At 28.3% G+C, this 17451-nt stretch carries 21 protein-coding genes and 1 tRNA gene; 10 read left to right on the top strand and 12 right to left on the bottom strand.

Going from position 1 to position 17451, the window contains the following annotated elements; all coding sequences use genetic code 11:
- The first annotated feature begins 34 nt into the window (after window positions 1-34).
- The 6 genes from ACTTA0_RS01305 (at window position 35) to purH (ending at window position 6388) form a co-directional block, all read left to right on the top strand.
- Window positions 35-295 carry a DUF4212 domain-containing protein gene (locus ACTTA0_RS01305; protein ID WP_440633151.1) on the top strand — a complete coding sequence of 87 codons (261 nt, stop codon included), beginning with the start codon at window positions 35-37 and terminating at the stop codon, window positions 293-295.
- Entirely contained in the window at window positions 295-2109 is a 1815-nt protein-coding gene (locus ACTTA0_RS01300; RefSeq protein ID WP_440619142.1) for a sodium:solute symporter family protein, read from the top strand. The genes ACTTA0_RS01305 and ACTTA0_RS01300 overlap by 1 nt, the downstream gene beginning before the upstream one ends.
- A gap of 69 nt (window positions 2110-2178) precedes the next feature.
- Window positions 2179-2535, top strand: a complete 357-nt coding sequence (locus ACTTA0_RS01295) for a hypothetical protein (RefSeq protein WP_440675677.1) — start codon at window positions 2179-2181, stop codon at window positions 2533-2535.
- A 28-nt stretch (window positions 2536-2563) separates the two neighbouring features.
- Window positions 2564-3223: a ribulose-phosphate 3-epimerase gene (gene rpe, locus ACTTA0_RS01290; RefSeq protein ID WP_440675676.1), complete on the top strand. Its 660-nt coding sequence runs from the start codon at window positions 2564-2566 to the stop codon at window positions 3221-3223.
- A gap of 4 nt (window positions 3224-3227) precedes the next feature.
- On the top strand, window positions 3228-4853 hold the full coding sequence (locus tag ACTTA0_RS01285) for a heparinase II/III domain-containing protein (RefSeq protein WP_440675674.1): 1626 nt from the start codon (window positions 3228-3230) through the stop codon (window positions 4851-4853).
- Window positions 4853-6388: a bifunctional phosphoribosylaminoimidazolecarboxamide formyltransferase/IMP cyclohydrolase gene (gene purH / locus ACTTA0_RS01280; RefSeq protein WP_440675673.1), complete on the top strand. Its 1536-nt coding sequence runs from the start codon at window positions 4853-4855 to the stop codon at window positions 6386-6388. The genes ACTTA0_RS01285 and purH overlap by 1 nt, the downstream gene beginning before the upstream one ends.
- Here the strand turns inward: purH and ACTTA0_RS01275 are convergent.
- Together ACTTA0_RS01275 and ACTTA0_RS01270 are read right to left on the bottom strand one after the other, a co-directional pair.
- Window positions 6378-6725, bottom strand: coding sequence for a 4a-hydroxytetrahydrobiopterin dehydratase (locus tag ACTTA0_RS01275; protein ID WP_440675672.1), 348 nt, complete (start codon window positions 6723-6725; stop codon window positions 6378-6380). The two genes, purH and ACTTA0_RS01275, sit on opposite strands and share 11 nt — an antisense overlap.
- Window positions 6726-6732: 7 nt before the next feature.
- Window positions 6733-6807 (bottom strand) — tRNA-Gly (locus ACTTA0_RS01270).
- Between the two features lie 75 nt (window positions 6808-6882).
- Between ACTTA0_RS01270 and ACTTA0_RS01265 the strand changes: the two genes are divergently transcribed.
- Window positions 6883-7713: an FkbM family methyltransferase gene (locus tag ACTTA0_RS01265; protein WP_440675671.1), complete on the top strand. Its 831-nt coding sequence runs from the start codon at window positions 6883-6885 to the stop codon at window positions 7711-7713.
- Window positions 7714-7787: 74 nt separating this feature from the next.
- Here ACTTA0_RS01265 and ACTTA0_RS01260 read toward each other — a convergent pair whose 3' ends face one another.
- Entirely contained in the window at window positions 7788-8645 is an 858-nt protein-coding gene (locus ACTTA0_RS01260; RefSeq protein WP_440675669.1) for a sulfotransferase domain-containing protein, read from the bottom strand.
- Between the two features lie 48 nt (window positions 8646-8693).
- Here ACTTA0_RS01260 and ACTTA0_RS01255 point away from each other — a divergent pair, with 48 nt between their 5' ends.
- Window positions 8694-9332 (top strand): LON peptidase substrate-binding domain-containing protein, encoded by a 639-nt coding sequence (locus ACTTA0_RS01255; RefSeq protein WP_440675667.1) that lies wholly within the window; start codon window positions 8694-8696, stop codon window positions 9330-9332.
- Here ACTTA0_RS01255 and ACTTA0_RS01250 read toward each other — a convergent pair whose 3' ends face one another.
- The gene (locus ACTTA0_RS01250) at window positions 9333-10409 is read right to left on the bottom strand and encodes an FAD-dependent monooxygenase (protein WP_440675665.1); all 1077 of its coding nucleotides are present in this window, start codon (window positions 10407-10409) and stop codon (window positions 9333-9335) included.
- Between the two features lie 62 nt (window positions 10410-10471).
- Here ACTTA0_RS01250 and ACTTA0_RS01245 point away from each other — a divergent pair, with 62 nt between their 5' ends.
- Both ACTTA0_RS01245 and ACTTA0_RS01240 read left to right on the top strand, forming a co-directional pair.
- The gene (locus tag ACTTA0_RS01245; RefSeq protein WP_440675663.1) at window positions 10472-12556 is read left to right on the top strand and encodes a DNA translocase FtsK; all 2085 of its coding nucleotides are present in this window, start codon (window positions 10472-10474) and stop codon (window positions 12554-12556) included.
- Entirely contained in the window at window positions 12556-13101 is a 546-nt protein-coding gene (locus tag ACTTA0_RS01240; RefSeq protein ID WP_440675661.1) for a LolA family protein, read from the top strand. Before ACTTA0_RS01245 ends, ACTTA0_RS01240 begins: the two co-directional genes overlap by 1 nt.
- On the opposite strand, the gene ACTTA0_RS01235 is transcribed toward ACTTA0_RS01240, so the two are convergent.
- Genes ACTTA0_RS01235 through hisB form a run of 8 tightly spaced genes read right to left on the bottom strand, consistent with a single transcriptional unit; the run spans window position 13098 to window position 17411 of the window.
- A complete protein-coding gene (locus tag ACTTA0_RS01235) occupies window positions 13098-13601 on the bottom strand; it encodes a GNAT family N-acetyltransferase (protein WP_440675659.1) in 504 nt (167 codons plus the stop codon). The genes ACTTA0_RS01240 and ACTTA0_RS01235 overlap by 4 nt on opposite strands.
- Window positions 13598-13963, bottom strand: a complete 366-nt coding sequence (locus tag ACTTA0_RS01230; protein WP_440675657.1) for a histidine triad nucleotide-binding protein — start codon at window positions 13961-13963, stop codon at window positions 13598-13600. Before ACTTA0_RS01230 ends, ACTTA0_RS01235 begins: the two co-directional genes overlap by 4 nt.
- Complete coding sequence (gene hisE / locus ACTTA0_RS01225) at window positions 13960-14232, bottom strand: phosphoribosyl-ATP diphosphatase (protein ID WP_440675655.1); 273 nt, start codon at window positions 14230-14232, stop codon at window positions 13960-13962. Before hisE ends, ACTTA0_RS01230 begins: the two co-directional genes overlap by 4 nt.
- Before the next feature lies 1 nt (window position 14233).
- Window positions 14234-14989, bottom strand: coding sequence for an imidazole glycerol phosphate synthase subunit HisF (hisF, locus tag ACTTA0_RS01220; RefSeq protein WP_440675653.1), 756 nt, complete (start codon window positions 14987-14989; stop codon window positions 14234-14236).
- Window positions 14982-15707, bottom strand: coding sequence for a 1-(5-phosphoribosyl)-5-[(5-phosphoribosylamino)methylideneamino]imidazole-4-carboxamide isomerase (gene hisA, locus ACTTA0_RS01215; RefSeq protein ID WP_440675651.1), 726 nt, complete (start codon window positions 15705-15707; stop codon window positions 14982-14984). Before hisA ends, hisF begins: the two co-directional genes overlap by 8 nt.
- 46 nt (window positions 15708-15753) lie before the next feature.
- Complete coding sequence (locus ACTTA0_RS01210; RefSeq protein ID WP_440675649.1) at window positions 15754-16152, bottom strand: hypothetical protein; 399 nt, start codon at window positions 16150-16152, stop codon at window positions 15754-15756.
- A 36-nt stretch (window positions 16153-16188) separates the two neighbouring features.
- The gene (gene hisH / locus ACTTA0_RS01205) at window positions 16189-16815 is read right to left on the bottom strand and encodes an imidazole glycerol phosphate synthase subunit HisH (RefSeq protein WP_440675647.1); all 627 of its coding nucleotides are present in this window, start codon (window positions 16813-16815) and stop codon (window positions 16189-16191) included.
- A 5-nt stretch (window positions 16816-16820) separates the two neighbouring features.
- Window positions 16821-17411: an imidazoleglycerol-phosphate dehydratase HisB gene (gene hisB, locus ACTTA0_RS01200; RefSeq protein ID WP_440675645.1), complete on the bottom strand. Its 591-nt coding sequence runs from the start codon at window positions 17409-17411 to the stop codon at window positions 16821-16823.
- Between the last annotated feature and the right edge of the window lie 40 nt (window positions 17412-17451).

The following is a 17451-nucleotide window of genomic DNA, read 5'->3' as shown; positions in this document are numbered from 1 at the left end:
TTTTATCAGTTATAACTAAAAAAGAGAGGTATACATGGCGAAAAACGCTCAACACTGGGAAAAGACCAGAGGTTTGCTATTTGTTACATTAGCAATCTGGGCTGTATTCTCAATGGGTATATTCCTTTTTGGAGCTGAAATGAACTCGGTTACTGGACCTTTTGGGTATCCATTAACTTATTGGTTCACATGTCAAGGTTCTCTTGCGATATTTGTAATCCTTATTTTCTGGTTTGCAGGTAGACAAGAAAAAATTGATGAAGAGTTCGGCTTCAGTGAAAAAGGAGACGACTAATGATTAAGGGTAATTTTATAGATAACTTGCCTAAAGTTTATGGAATCTACACAGGTGGATTTATAGGTTTCATAATCTTAATGGCGATTGGTGAGCAGATGGGTATGTCTGCAAAAGCAATAGGTATTTGCTTTGTAGGTTTTACCATTTTCATCTACGCAGCAATTGGTTGGCTATCTCGAACAGCCCAAGCAAGTAACTATTACGTAGCTGGAAGAACGGTTCCAACTGTGTTCAACGGAATGGCAACTGCAGCCGACTGGATGTCTGGTGCTTCATTCGTTGCAATGGCAGGTGGTATTTACTTCAAAGGTTATGGATATATGGCTTTGCTTGTAGGTTGGACAGGTGGTTATGTGTTGGTTGCAACTTTATTAGCACCATACTTAAGAAAATTTGGTTGTTACACAGTTCCAGATTTCGTGGGTACTAGATACGGTGGTAATACTGCAAGATTGATGGCGGTTATCGTTTTAACTGTTGCATCATTCACATATGTGACTGCACAAATTAACGCTACAGGTACTATTGCAGCTGTTGCTTTAGATATCCCATTCCAATACGCAGTATATGTTGGACTAGTAAGTATTTTACTATGTTCAATGCTTGGTGGTATGAGAGGGGTAACTTGGACACAGGTTGCGCAATACATTGTGCTAATTATAGCTTACCTACTTCCAGTATTCTGGATCAGCAACAACATTGGCGCGGGTTTCTTCCCACACTTCATGTTAGCTGATGAAGTTGCTAGAATTGGTGAGTTAGAGCAACAGTATGGGTTTGTTAAAAACTCTGCTGCTGATTTAGCTACAGTACCTAAAGGGTTAGCTGGTATTACTAAAGCTCACTCTGAAGTAAATGCAACACCTTGGGCTTTCATCTCATTAGCATTAGCAATGATGATGGGAACAGCTTCATTACCACACGTAATGATGAGGTTCTTTACTACTCCAAGTGTAAAAGCAGCTAGAAAATCAGTAGGTTGGTCAGTATTCTTCATCTTCCTACTATATTCTTCTGCACCAATGTTAGCGACACTATCTAAACTTGCTTTGATTGATCCAAACTTGCCAACAGGCATTATTGGTAAATCAATCGCAGAAGTTCAAGCAATCGATTGGTATCAAAACTGGAACCAAGCAAATCTGATGTTTGTAAGCGACTTTAACGGAAATGGAACTGTTGAATTAAACGAGTTCTTCATGGGTGGTAAAGCCGTAGTATTAGCAACACCAGAAATTGCTGGATTACCATATGTAATCTCAGGTCTAGTTGCTGCTGGAGGTTTGGCAGCTGCGATGTCAACTGCAGATGGTTTGATTCTTGCAATCGCAAATGCAATCTCGCATGACGTTTACTACAAAATGGTAGACCCTAAAGCTGAGACTGCTAAAAGACTTGTTGTTGCAAGGGTATTACTTGTAGTAATTGGTTTTGCAGGAGCAACTATTGCAGCAATGGAGATCCAAGGTATCTTAGGTTCAGTAATCTGGGCTTTTGACTTTGCGATGTCTGGATTGTTCTGGCCACTAGTACTTGGTGTATGGTGGAAGAGAGCTAATAAAGAAGGTGCTATAGCTGGTATGGTCTTAGGACTAGTTTCTGGTTTCGCATATCTAGTTTGGGTAAGAAGTGGTGGAAGCGGATTCTTAGGAATTACTCAGTTAACATTTGGTATCTTCGGATCTACTGTTAGCTTAGTGGCTATGGTTGTTGTAAGTTTAATGACTTCAGCACCAAGCGCTGCAACACAAAAAATGGTTGATGATTCTAGGGTACCTGCGGGTGCATCTGTAATCGGCGGCCAAAAATAAATAATCTTTTTAAGGGGCGATTAATTTCGCCCCTTTTATTTATTTTTAAGATCAAATATAAATCCCTTAATGTCAGCTAACTTTCATCCTTTAGTTTATATAATTGACTATATCCTTGGAATTATAATGTGGACTTTAGTTGGGAGAGTAGCAATGAATATCTTTCAAAGAGAAGACTCAAATTTTTTCTTTATGAAAGCTTTTGTAAAATTTACTAATCCCTTATTAAAAATTTTTAAACTTGTCACACCATCATTTATTATACAACCATTAGTACCACTTTACGTAGCTTGGTTCTTTTTCATGATTAGATTTTATTTGATGCCTTGGATCTTGGGATATTCGGTTATGGGAATGTTATCCTTCCCTCTTGAAAGTGAGATTTCTAGGCAGATTTATCAATTTTTTAATTCAATTAAATTTTAAAAATTGATACTAGTAAGTCTAGATATCAATGAAAAATATACAAATATCACCTTCAATCCTATCAGCTGATTTTAGCCAATTAGGTACGGAAATAAAAAGGCTTGAGGAAGGTGGAGCTGATATGATTCATGTAGATGTTATGGATGGACACTTTGTTCCAAACTTAACAATAGGTCCTCCAGTAATTAAAGCCCTCAGAAAACATTGTTCGTTAAAATTCGATGTTCATTTAATGATTTCTCCAGTGCATAAATATATAGAAGCTTATGCAGATGCGGGCGCAGATATAATTACTGTACATCCAGAAGCAACTGATAATTTAGAAGATTCAATAAATAAAATAAAAGATCTAAAGAAAAAGGTAGGAGTTTCTCTAAATCCTGAAACAAGTATAGATTTAATAAAAAATCTTTTAGATAAAATTGATTTAGTTTTAATAATGAGTGTAAATCCTGGATTTGGTGGACAAAAATTCATACCAGAAGTTTTAGAAAAAATTAAACAATTAAAAAAAATTAGAGAAATAGGAAAACTTAACTTTGATATTGAAATAGACGGTGGGATAAATTTTGATAATTGTAAAATAGCAATTGAAGCTGGTGCTAATATTCTTGTATCTGGTACAACGGTTTTTAAAAGCAATGATGGAGATATTAAGAAGAATATTAATTTATTAAAAACAAAATAAGTTAATGCAATCTCAAAATTCCTTAAATTTTTCTAATGGAATATTTTTTAAGTTAAAATATTCATTTAAAAAATTATACAAAAATTCAAATTTTTATGAAAAACGAATTTCAAAAACTTTTGATAACAATTTTGAATATAAACCAAGTCCTCATCTTTTATCTTCAATTATAAAGTATCAGAAAAAAAAATATAAAATTGAAGATTTTGTAACTGAAACTATCTGGACAAACAATATTTCTTCTAAAGACTTTAAAAAACTAAACAATTTTTTTTGGTTTTTTAGTTTGGATTTAAAATCATCTAAAGAAACCACGCAATCAATTATTCTTAATTGGATTAAGAAAAATGAAAAATTTAATGAAAATATTTGGGAATTCAATATTACTGCAAAAAGAATTATTGCTTGGCTTTCCAATCATCAGTTAACTTATGAAGATAGTAATGAAGAATATAGATTGTATTTTAATCATATGCTTCAAAAACAAACTAACCATTTATTAAATGAGATCAAAAATTTAGATGAAACAGAAGAAAAACTGATTGGCTGTGCTGCAATAATTTTAACAGGTTTATCTTATAAAGATGAGAAAAATTATTTAGATAGTGGTTTAAATATATTAAAAAATTTAATCAAAAACTCTCTTGATAAACAAGGTTTTCCCAAATCAAGAAATATTCAAAATTTAGTTTTTTATCTTAAATATCTAATCATTATTAGAGAGTGGTTCAAAGAATCGCAAAATCCAATTCCGGAATATGTTGATGAAACTATATATTATTTAGGATCCAATTATGCTTTTATATGGCAAAACATAAAACAAGATATTTTTTTTAATGGAAATTATTCATCTAATCATAATGAATTTGACCAATATTTAAAACGATTTGGATATACTTTTAAAAATCAAATTAATGAGTTAGCTGGATATACAATATTACAAAATAAAAAGTTTATTCTAGCAGCTGACATTGGATCAAATCCTGAAAAAGTATATACTAAAAATTATCAGGCAGGTGCCTTGTCTTTTGAAATTTTTTCTAATGATAAAAAATTAATTTCAAATTCTGGATATTATCCTGATACAAAAAACAGACTAAATAAACTTTCCAAAAGTACTGCTTTACAAAGTACACTCTCAATTGAAGATTATTCTTCATGTGATTTTATTAAAGCTGGTGATAATTTTTTGATACAAAAAGATTTAAAAATTGGAAATAAAAATATAGTTTTTGAAAAAAATTATTGGAAAATTTCAGCTAGTCATAATGGTTACTTCAAAAAGTTTAAATTAGATCATCATAGAGAAATAGAATTCTATCCCGAACAATTTAAATTTATTGGTCATGATAAAATAATAAGAAAAGATCCTGATAAGCAAATTAAATTTGACATTAGATTTCATCTTCATCCCGACTCAAAAGTTATGAAAACACAAAATAATAAGTTTATATTAATACAATTAGAAGATGAAGGTTGGCAATTTAGTTGTGATAACTATGATATAAACATTGATAATGGTTTATATTTCAGTAATAAAAATTCATATCAAGAAAACCAAAATATATTTATTTCAGGCATGAATAATGAAAGTGAACAAATAATTAGATGGGAAATAAGTAAAATATAATGAAAAAAATAAAGACAGCTCTTATTTCTGTATCAGATAAAAATAATTTAAAACCAATTTTAGAAATTTTAAAAAAATATCACGTTAAAATTATTAGTTCTGGTGGAACATATAAACAAATAAAAAAATTAAAATTTAATTGTTTAGAAGTATCTGATTTTACAGATTCTCCTGAAATTTTGGAGGGAAGAGTTAAAACCTTACATCCAAAAATACACGCAGGAATCCTTAATAAAAGAAATAATAAAACACATTTAAATGACTTAAAAAAAAATAATTTTGAAAATATTGATCTAGTAATTGTAAATTTTTATCCCTTTGAAAAAACTTTAGAAACTACTAATAATCATAAAAAAATAATTGAAAATATAGATGTGGGGGGTCCCACAATGGTTAGGTCTGCTGCTAAAAATTATAATGATGTAACAGTGATTACTTCTGCAGATCAATATCAAGAATTAATAGATGAGATGAATAAAAATAATGGGGCTACATCATTAAATTTCAGAGAAAAACTATCAAGAACAGCTTTTACAGAAACTGCTTACTATGATTCCATAATTTCAAGTTATTTTAATAAAAAGGCTAATATACACTTGCCAGATAAAAAAGTTTTTTCTGTAAATTTAATTGAAAAACTTAGGTATGGAGAAAATCCACATCAATTTAGTGGGTATTATTCAAAAAATTTAAAAACTAATTTAAAACAGATCCAAGGAAAACAACTAAGTTATAACAATTATAACGATATATTTGCTGCCTTGACGATTTCAAAATCTTTACCAAAAAATAAAGGCACTGTAATTGTAAAACATGCAAACCCTTGTGGTGTATCAATAAATTCAAATCCTATAGATAGCTATAAATCTGCATTAGCATGTGATCCTATAAGCGCTTTTGGGGGAATTGTCTCTTGTAATTTTAAAATAAAGAAAAATCTTGCAGTTGAGCTAAATAAACTTTTTTTAGAAGTAATTATTGCTAATGGTTTTGATATTGATGCCCTAAAAATACTTAAAACTAAAAAAAATTTACGTGTAATTGATGCAACAAATTATTCACTTAGCGAAATTACAAAATTCAATTCATCAAATGAAGCAATATTGGTTCAATCTGAAGACTTAAAAATATTCAAAAATAAAGATTTTAAAGTTGTATCTAAAAGAAAACCAAGCCGTAAGATGCTTAGAAATCTAATTTTTGCATTCAATGTTTGTAGATATGTCAAATCAAACGCAATCGTTCTTGCTAAAGATGAGTCGATTGTTGGTATTGGATCAGGTCAACCGAGTAGATTAGATAGCTGTGAGATAGCAATTAATAAAATGAAAAAGTTTAATTTATTTGGAAATAATTTGGTTGCAGCATCAGACGCTTTCTTTCCATTTGTGGATGGAATTGAAAAATTAGTTCAATCAGGAGTTCAAGCTGTAATTCAACCTTCTGGATCAATTAGAGATAAAGAAATCATTAAATTTGCAAACGAAACAGATACCATTTTAGTCTTTTCTAAAACAAGACATTTCAAACATTAGTAATTTTATCTATCTTAGCCGCTAAAATAAAATCATTTTCTGAAAGACCTTTGATAGCATGTGTGGTAATTTTAATTTCTGCATAACCCCAACCAAAGCTTATATCTGGATGATGACCCTCTTCCTCAGAAATGTTACCAACTTCATTAACAAAATTTTGACTTTTTTTAAAATTTTCAAATTTAAATTTTTTAAATAGGAAGAATATTTTATTTTTATCTTCTGTAATGTCCCAACCGTCAACTTTTTTTTGATATTTATGAATTTCAGATATATCAAAAGGAAGTGCACCTCCTTCACAAGGCAAACATTTTTTAGTTAAAAGATCATCACTCATAAAAATTTGGAGCGGGCAAAGGGGGTCGAACCCTCGACCTTCTCGTTGGCAACGAGACGCTCTACCACTGAGCTATGCCCGCTTATTTAGCAATATTATAGTTATCGGTTTTTATAAATGCAAGTTATTATAAATTAATTTATATCTAAAATAAAACATGAATAAAATAATTCGAAGAAAATTTAAACACGGTATAATATCTTATTATAAAGATGATGAGTATATTGGAAAAAGTTTATCTCAATATGGTGAGTGGTCTGAAAGTGAAGTTGAATTAATCAAAGGATTTCTAAAAAAAAATGAAAGCATAATTGAAGTTGGATCTAATATTGGCACACACACAATTCCTTTAGCAAAATATATAAATAATGGTGGAATCGTATATTCATTTGAGCCACAAACTCAAAATTTCAATTTATTATCAAAAAATATTAAAGAAAATAATATTAAGAATGTTGAGATTTTTAAAACAGCACTTTCATCAGAAGAAAGTGAGAGTTATATAAATATATTTGATGAAAACAAAAAAAATAATTATGGTGATGCAAGAATTTCAAAAAAAAAATCTAATAATTCTGAGAAAGTTTCAGTAAAAACTATAGATCAAATATTTTATAATTTAAATAATACTGAAAATTTAATTAAACTCATTAAATGTGATGCGCAAGGTGAAGAGTTAAATATAATTCTAGGAGCTCAAAAAACTATAGAAAAATATAATCCATTTCTTTACATTGAAAATGACGACATTAGTTCTTCAAAAAATTTGATAGAAAAAATAAAAAGCTATGGATATGTGATGTTTTGGCATTTACCACCTCTCTTTAATCCAAAAAATTTTTTAAAAAATTCTAATAATGTTTTTTATAATATCGTGTCATGTAATATGTTTTGTATTCATCATACAACGAAAATTACTCTTAATAAAATTTGGAAAAAATTTGAAATAACTAATAGTAATTTCCATCCATTTAAAAAAGTAAATTAATATTGATAATTATTTATCTCTTTTGTAATTTAAAATATATATCTAAAAAATTATCACTATAATTTTTCCATCTATTATTTATAATTTAATTCTTTTAAATTTTTTGCAAAAGTATTACTTATTTTATTTGCAATAGATGTGTCTAAAATTTTTTTCCAGTCATTTTTAGGACCTAGATTAAAAAAAGTTATTTTTTTATTTTTACTAGTTTTATCTGGCACAGCCTCAGTAAATCCATATTTTTTTTCACTTTTTTTTAAAGCATCAAATGAAGTGGATTTAAGAGTTTTTTTAATTTTATTCTTATCTAATTTTTGATTATTTTTAGTTATTACGTTTATAAAATTTATTACTTCTAAAAAAACAGCATAAGTCGAATTTAATAATTCTTCGTACTTAATTAATTTAACTGGTATTTTTTTTTGAATAGTCCAAGATTTATAATTTGTATTCCAAGAACTTATAAATTGAAAATCACCATATCCTGAATTTTCGAAATCATTAATATTATAAATATAATTTTTTTCGTTTGTGATCCAATTAAAAGCTTGATCGTCATTTAATTGATAATGATTTTTAAGTGATGTAATTACATTTCTAGGGTCCCTAACAACATATATGCAACCAATAGAGTTTTGATTATTTGTAAAATCAAAATTATTTAACTTGCCAAAAACATTATGGGTTTTAAAAAATTTTAGATTTTGCTGGGCATTTATAATTTCTTGAGCTTTAATCCAATACTTGCAGGTATCACCTGGTATTTTTTTATTGTGATTAAAGTTTTTAAAATATTTAAAAGTAGGAAATTGATCTATATTTTTTAATAAACTATCATGAAAAGTACCATCCTTTGAAAAAAAATAAGTGCTTAATAAAGCTCTGAGCCATGTATTTCCACTTTTGGGGTATGAAGCTATCCAAATAATCATTTAAAATTTAATATAGAAGATTAATATATATTTTGTAAAAATTATAAAATGAATAATCTGCCAACAAAAATATCTGTTTTTCCTTTGAGTAATTTCATAATTTTTCCAAGAACAACCGTACCATTAAACATCTTTGAGCCTAGATATATTGAAATGATCAATGACAGTATGAAATTAGATAAACTAATAGGCATAATCCAACCAAAAACAACGTTTAATAAAGAAAATAATCCAGAATTATTTGATGTTGGGTGTGTCGGTAAAATAATATCCTTTCAAGAAACAACAGATGGACGATACTTAATAGACATTAAGGGAATATCAAGATTTAAAAATGTAACAGAGATAAAAACTGAAAAAAAATACAGAATACTTGAAGTGAATTATGAGGAATTTTCTGAAGATTTGATAAATGAGAAAGCAGAGTTAAAGTTTTCTGACCTTGAATTAATTTTTAAAGATTTAAAATCTTTGTTTGAGAAAAAGGGCTTCATTATAAATTGGAAAGCTTTAGAAAAACAAAATCTTGATGAAACTATAAATGCTCTATCAATGGCATCTCCTTTCACACTTGAAGAAAAACAGATTTTATTAGAGGCTAGAAATTTAGATTTAAGAAAAAATAAAATTGCAGAAATTCTTAAAACTTATAGCTTCGATGTATACGAAAATAATACGGTTCAATAATTAATAAATTATTCCATGATCGGCAATTTCAGCAAATAATTTATTTAAAGATGGTTTATTTGATATAATCTTTATCGACTTACTGAGTATACTGCTCTTAAATTTACTCTCTATTTTAAAAAACTCATGAACAAAATCTATACCTTTTGAAAAAATCATATTTTTAGCTTTTACTTTTTTTTCAAATTCTTTGCATATGGATTGGTCGATTGGTAAACCTAATTCAATTTTCGAGACGATAATATCAATTAAAACTCTTAAATCTCTAACAGTCATATTAAAGCCTTGCCCAGCTAATGGATGAATTTTGTGCAATAAATCTCCAAATGCTAAGAAATTACCATGATAATAATTTCTTAAATTAATAGATTTTAAACTAAAAGAACTAAATTTTTCAATTTTTTTTATTTCATACTTAAGATTATATTTTTTTATAAGTTTGAATAATTCCTCATTATTAAAGAGCTTCTTATTATTTATCGAAAAAACTATTGAAGTTTGGTTATTTGATATTGGCAAAAAAGCTAATGGTCCATATTGTGTGAAAATCTGGGAAGCTGTATGATTATCAATTTTTTTGTGTGTAATTATGCTCGTATAAGCATAACTAAAGTAATTTTTTAAAGTTTTCTTTTGAAAAAATTTTTTTGAAATCAAATTTGAATTATCAGTGTTAATTATAAGATCATATTTTTTTGATAAACTTAAATAATTATTTGATGAAAATTTTCTAAAATTTTTATTTTTTGATAAACTTTTGCTTAGTTTTTCATAGAGTAAATAATTTTTTATAATAGAAAAAAAATGGCTTTTATTATTTTTAAAGTTTATTAATTTTTCTTGTTCTAAGTTTTCAGTTAAAATTTCTATCTTATTCAATTTCCAACCGATTCCTTCTATATTAATTATATTTTTATTAAAATATTCTAAATTGTTTTTTGTCATTCCAATTGTTCTAGAACTATCAACAACTTGTTTTTTTTTATTTATTAAAACATCAACATGAATACTCTGATTAACTAAAGCTTTTGCTAAAGTTAAACTTGTTAAACCACTTCCTACTACACAAACTCTCATATTATTTTTAATTTTAACAACAAAAATTAGATGATACAAAGTGGTATAATTGATTTGTATAAATGAACATTAAAAAAACAGCTAATTTATTAATTAATTTTACTTTAAAGCGCTTAGCAGAAATATCTGGAATCATAATTTTCTCTGCTGGTATTCTCTTATTTATTGCACTTTTTTCATATTCACCTGAGGATCCTAACTTTATTTTTCCTAAAGATACTAAAATTAAAAATTTATTAGGTTTTCAAGGAAGTTTTATTTCTGATCTATTTTTTCAATCTTTCGGTTTCGTTGCTTATCTAATTTCTTTCACATACATAATTACTGGTATGAATATATTTCGAGTAAAAGAATTTTTTTTAATAATTGAAAATACTTTTATAACAATTTTATATATTATATTTGGGACTTTATTTTTAAATCATTTTTATTCTGATGCTTTTACACTTTATATAAATGGTAACGGTGGTTTTGTTGGAGAATATTTTGGACAAACTTTTTTAAATTCAATAATTCTCATAAATGAAACATTAATTTACTATGTTCTAGTTATACTGGTAATTACTTTATTTTTATTAAGTGTAAATTTTCACCCTATTAAATTTTATAATTTATTAATAAAAATTATTAAATTTTTTAATGGTAAAGAAAATAAATCTTATACAGACAAAAGTGAAATCATAAGTGAATATATTCCTCAAGAGGAAATCAAAAACTTAATACAAGAAGACTTGCCATTTATTAAAGCAGAAAACAAACCAATTTCTAAAAATAAATTTCAATTACCAAAAATTGAATTATTAAAAGCTCCAACTAAGAAAGAGAGAGAAAACTCAAATAAAAATGAGACAAATGACCCTAAATTTTTAGAAAAAATTCTATTGGACTTCGGGGTTAAGGGAGAAATTAAAAAAGTAAGTCATGGTCCAGTTGTAACACTCAATGAATTTGAGCCAGCTGCTGGAGTAAAAGTTTCTAAAATTATAAATTTATCAGATGATATAGCAAGAAACACTAGTTCTGAATCTGCTAGAATTTCAACTATACCAGGTAGCAATACTGTAGGAATTGAACTACCAAATGATTTAAGAGAAAACGTCTATCTTAGTGAAATTATAAATAATGCGGATTTTAAAAATAGAGAAACAAAATTACCAATAGCTCTTGGAAAAAATATTTCTGGGAAACCTATTGTAGGAGATCTGTCTACTATGCCTCATTTACTCATTGCTGGTACTACAGGTTCAGGAAAATCTGTTTGCATTAATACAATTATTTTATCACTTCTTTATCGTCACACACCAGAAAAATGTAAATTTATATTAATCGATCCTAAAATGCTTGAGCTTTCAACATATGAAGGCATACCACACTTGCTTTGCCCTGTAATAACTGAAGCTAAAAAAGCTGCATCTGTTCTTGGTTGGGTAGTAAAAGAAATGGAGAGTAGATACAGATTAATGACAAAAGAGGGAGTTAGAAATATTGACGGTTACAATGCCAAACATAAACTTCCGATGCCCTACATAGTTGTAGTGGTAGATGAAATGTCAGATTTAATGTTAGTAGCAGGTAAAGAGATAGAGAACTATATTCAAAAACTATCTCAAATGGCTAGAGCAGCTGGTATTCATATTATTATGGCTACGCAAAGACCTAGTGTTGATGTAATAACAGGTACAATTAAAGCTAATTTTCCAACAAGAATATCTTTTCAAGTGACTTCAAAAATAGATAGCAGAACAATTCTGGGCGAACAAGGGGCAGAACAGTTATTAGGAAAGGGAGACATGCTTTATATGTCATCTGCTAACCGAATAATAAGGATTCATGCTCCATTTGTCTCAGATAATGAAATAGAGAAAATAAACAATTTTTTAAGATCACAAGCTGAACCAGACTATATTGATGAAATCTTAAATTTTGCTGACGAGAAAGAGTTAGGATCAAATACAGATCAAGGAGATAAGGATGAATTATATCAACAAGCCGTTGAAATAATTAGATCTGAAGGAAAAGCTTCTACCTCATTTTTACAGAGAAAACTTCAAATTGGTTACAACAGAGCTGCACGAATAATTGACATGATGGAAGCCGATGGAATTGTCAGTAAAGCAAATCATGTAGGTAAAAGAGACGTTCTTTAATGTTGAGAGTCCTGCTTTTATTTTGTCTCATTAGTTTATCTAGTGAAGTAAATGCAAATAACAAAGATCAAATAATTAATAAATTAAAAGATACTTTAAATTTAAATTTTGATTTTGAACAAAATATAAATGGAAAAATTGAGTTTGGAAACTGTACAATTCAATATCCAAAAAAAATGTTTTGTGCATATGATCAAAAAAACAAAGTTATAGTTTCAAATGGAAAATCTTTAGTTATAAAATCTACTTCAAGCTACTATAGGTATCCATTGGATAAAACACCATTGAATTTTATTTTAGATAAAAATTTCTTATTAAAAAAAATATCCGAATTAAATGAGGAAATTATTAATAATTCTCTGGTCAAATTTACAATAAAAGAAAATAACCAATCAATAGAGATTTTTTTTGATATTAATAATCATAATTTAATTGGCTGGCAAACTAAGGATATTTATCAAAATATTGCTGTTACACTTCTTTATTCAGTTAAATCAAATAAAATTGTTGATGAAGAAATATTTAAAACTCCACTTCAAAATTAGATTCTAACAATTTCTGATTTAAATATTTTCATTCCTCTAGCTAAATAATTATAAAGTGCATTTTTGTGATCTAAAGAACATGTATGAAGCCAAACTCTGTCTACATTTTGTTGAAATGATTTTTTAATAGCATCTGATAACAAAAACGATCCTAATTTTTTATTTTGATATTCTTCTAATATTCCAAAATATGCTATTTCCACCTCTTTCTTTTCGTAATGAATAATTAATTCAAAAAAACCAGCTAAATCATTTTTATTTTTTAATATAAATGTTTTAACATTTTTATTGGAAACATATTTGATCCACTGTTCTTCTGTCCATATTAATCTATCAACCCACTTGTGTTTTTTTCCAATATTTTTATAAAAAAATTTATTTAACTGAAAATCACTCGGTTCAATTAAGTTAACAATATAATCTTGTGAAGGTTGTTTGCCCTCCTTTAGATCATTAAGTGAGTTTATTTCTAGATAATTTCTTTTAACTTCTTCTATCACTCGACCATTTTTCCAACACGTTCACCACCAAATAAATGAAAATGCAAATGAGGGACTTCTTGACCACCATGCTCACTAATATTGGCTAGCGCCCTATAACCTTGGCCTACTTCTGTTGAAATACCTAGCTTTTTTGCAACTGTATTAATACCTTTCAAAAGACCAACCATCTCTTCTGAAGATGCATTCATACTAAAATCATCAAGATCTATATATTTGCCCTTAGGAATTACCAGTGCATGAACTTTCTTTTGTGGATTGATATCATGAAATGACAAAACGTAATCATCTTCGTAAATTTTATTGCAAGGTATCTCTCCACGTAAAATTTTAGCAAAAATATTATTATCATCGTAACTCATTTTTTTCTTTTCTCTAATTCTTCCATTACCTCTTCAATTTTCACATCATTCGCCTCTAAATACATTAACAAATGGTAAAACACGTCAGCTGCCTCGTGTATTTTGTTTGTATTTTCTTCTATAGCTTCAATTAATTCATCAATTTCTTCTAGGACCTTAGCTTTACTTAGAGATTTATCTGTAAGTAATTTGTTTGTATAAGAACCTTCAACTGGATTAGTTTTTCTATCTCTTGCAAGTTTAATTAAATTTTCTAATGTATTAAGCATATCAAATTCTAACAGGTATTCCTTTTGAATCCAGATATTCCTTTGCCTCTTTTACAGAGTGTTTGCCATAATGAAATATCGATGCTGCTAAGACTGCACTAGCATTTCCTAATTTAATTCCATCAACTAAATGATCTAAGTTCCCCACTCCACCTGATGCAATGACGGGAATATTTACTTTAGATGAAATTTTAGACATAAGTTCAATATCATAACCTACCTGGGTGCCATCTCTATCCATTGATGTGACTAACAGCTCACCTGCTCCACTACTTTCCATTTTTGATGCAAATTCTATTGCATCAATTCCAGTATTATTTCTTCCACCATGTGTAAAAATTTCCCATTTGTCAGCATTTTTTTTGGCATCAATAGCAACCACAATACATTGTGAACCAAATTTTTTAGAACTTTCTACAACTACTTCTGGATTTTGAACTGCTGCCGTATTAATAGAAACTTTGTCTGCACCACAGTTCAGTAGTTTATTGATATCCTCAATACTTCTAATACCGCCTCCAACTGTCAGAGGAACAAAACATTTCTTCGACGTTTTCTCTACAACATCATAAATAGTATCTCTATTTTCATTTGAAGCAGTAATATCTAAAAAACAAATTTCATCTGCTCCACCGTCTGAATAAATTTTTGCTTGTTCGACTGGATCTCCTGCATCTTGTAGATCAACAAAGTTAATTCCTTTTACAACACGGCCATTTTTAACGTCTAAACAAGGTATTATTCTATTTTTAAGCATTTACTTCCTTAGCTAATTCATCCAATTTTATATCGCCATCATAAATAGCTTTTCCAACTATAATGCCCTCAATATTTTTATTATTTAATTCCTTAGCTTTTTTAATATCTTGTATTGATGAAACTCCACCTGATATGATCACTGGACAACTAGATGTATTGGCAACCCTAACTGTTTCCTCAAAATTAGGACTTTGCTTCATACCATCTCTATTAATATCAGTATAAATCAATCTACTTGCCCCATAATCATTCACTTCTTTTAAGTAATCTAAAGTTAATTGATTTGAATTTTCTTTCCAACCAGAGACTGACAAATAACCATCTTTAGCATCTAATCCTAAAGCAATTTTATTTGAAAATTTTTCACATGCTTCTTTTAAAAAATTTTTATCTTTTATGGCTGCGCTTCCTAAAATTACTTTTTCAACACCAGCATCAGTATATTTGTGAATACTCTCAAAATTTCTTATACCTCCACCAATCTCAATTTTAAGATCAAATTTAATAACTATTTCTTTAATAATATCTAAATTAACTGTCTCACCAGTTAATGCCCCATCTAAATCAACTATATGCAGGTTTTTAAAACCATGATCTTTATATTTTCTAGCCTGTTCAATTGGAGACATTTCATATTCAGTTTTGTTGTCGAAATTTCCTTTAACTAGTCTCACACATTTTTTATCTTTGATATCTATGGCTGGAAATATTTTCATCTTTTAATTGTTTGATTAACTAAATATCTAAAGTTTAATTAATATTTTAATAACAAGTAGTTATTCCTAGTGAATTTGTTGAGCAAGAAAAAGATTGTCCACCTACGCTCCCAGTTGTAATACCTAAAGAATTAGTTGAATAAGAAAATGTTTCACTTACAATCGATCCTGACGTAATTCCAAGTGAGTTAGTTGACGATGAAAAAGATTGTCCACCTACGCTCCCAGTTGTAATACCTAAAGAATTAGTTGAATAAGAAAATGTTTCACTTCCAATCGATCCTGACGTAATTCCAAGTGAGTTAGTTGACGATGAAAAAGATTGTCCACCAAGTGTGCCTGATGTTATACCTAAAGAATTAGTAGACCAACTATCTGCATTAGCAAAATTAAAAGTAAATACGATCGATGTAAGTAAAACTAAAGTTTTTAAGGTTAATTTCATTTATATATGATAACAAAATTCACGTTTTGTTTCAAATTATAAACTTAAAAAATTATCAATAATTTTAAGACCTAATTTATCACTCTTCTCTGGATGAAATTGTGTTCCAAAAATATTTTCTTTTTCAACTGAACAAACGACATTTGAAGAATAATCTGTTGTTGCTGAAATTATATTTTTATCTTCTGGAACGAATTCATAACTGTGAACAAAATACATGTGAGAATTATTTTCTATATCTTTAAAAATTTTACTGTCTTTAACAATGTTAATTTGGTTCCAACCAATATGAGGAAGTTTGTATTTTCCGTTTTGGTTGTCTATTTTTGATACTTTGCCTGATATCCAACCAAGACCCTTAGTTTCAGTTTCTTCATAGCCAATATCTGCAAACATTTGTAAACCAACACAAATTCCTAGAAGTGGTTTTTTATTATTTATTGCAAATTCGTTTAATACATCTACCAAACCATTAATATTATTAAGTGCATCAATACAACTTTTAAACGAACCTTGCCCTGGTAAAACTAATTTATCAGAAGATTTAATCTTGTTTAAATTTGAAGTTACTTCGATATTTACTTTATCTTTAGCAACTTCCTTAAAGGAATTTATAACGGAGCTTATATTGCCCGAATTATAATCAACAATTGTGACGTTCATTAAACTTATAATGAGCCTTTAGTGGATGGAATGCTTTTTTTACTTCTAGGATCCATCTCTAATGCCTCTCTTAGTGATCTTGCTAAAGCTTTATAACAGGACTCAATAATATGATGACTATTATCACCATAGATATTTTCAACATGCATTGTAATACCTGCGGCTTGTGAAAATGCCTGGAACCACTCTTTAAACAATTCAGTGTCCATCTCACCAAGTTTCTCAACTTTTAATTTTACCTTCCAAATTAAATAAGGCCTGTTTGAAACATCTATTGCAACTCTAGTTAATGTTTCATCCATAGGAATAACTCTGTGTGCATATCTTTTAATACCTACAAATTTCTTTGAAGCTTTTTTTAAAGCTTCGCCAATTGCAATCCCTGTATCTTCTGTAGTGTGGTGAAGATCAATATGAGTATCACCTTTTGCTTTAACTTTTAAATCTATTAATGAATGCTTTGATAATTGTTCAAGCATATGATCTAAAAAACCTATTCCAGTATCAATCTGGTATTTACCTTTGCCATCAATGTTTAATTCAACATTGATACTAGTTTCTTTTGTTTTTCGAGATACTTTTCCTTTTCTATCCATATATTTTAAATGGTATACATACTTAATCCAACTATATCAA

The organism is Candidatus Pelagibacter sp. HIMB1593, assembly GCF_052047755.1.
Lineage (GTDB): Bacteria > Pseudomonadota > Alphaproteobacteria > Pelagibacterales > Pelagibacteraceae > Pelagibacter.
This window is presented reverse-complemented; position numbering and strand designations above follow the sequence as displayed.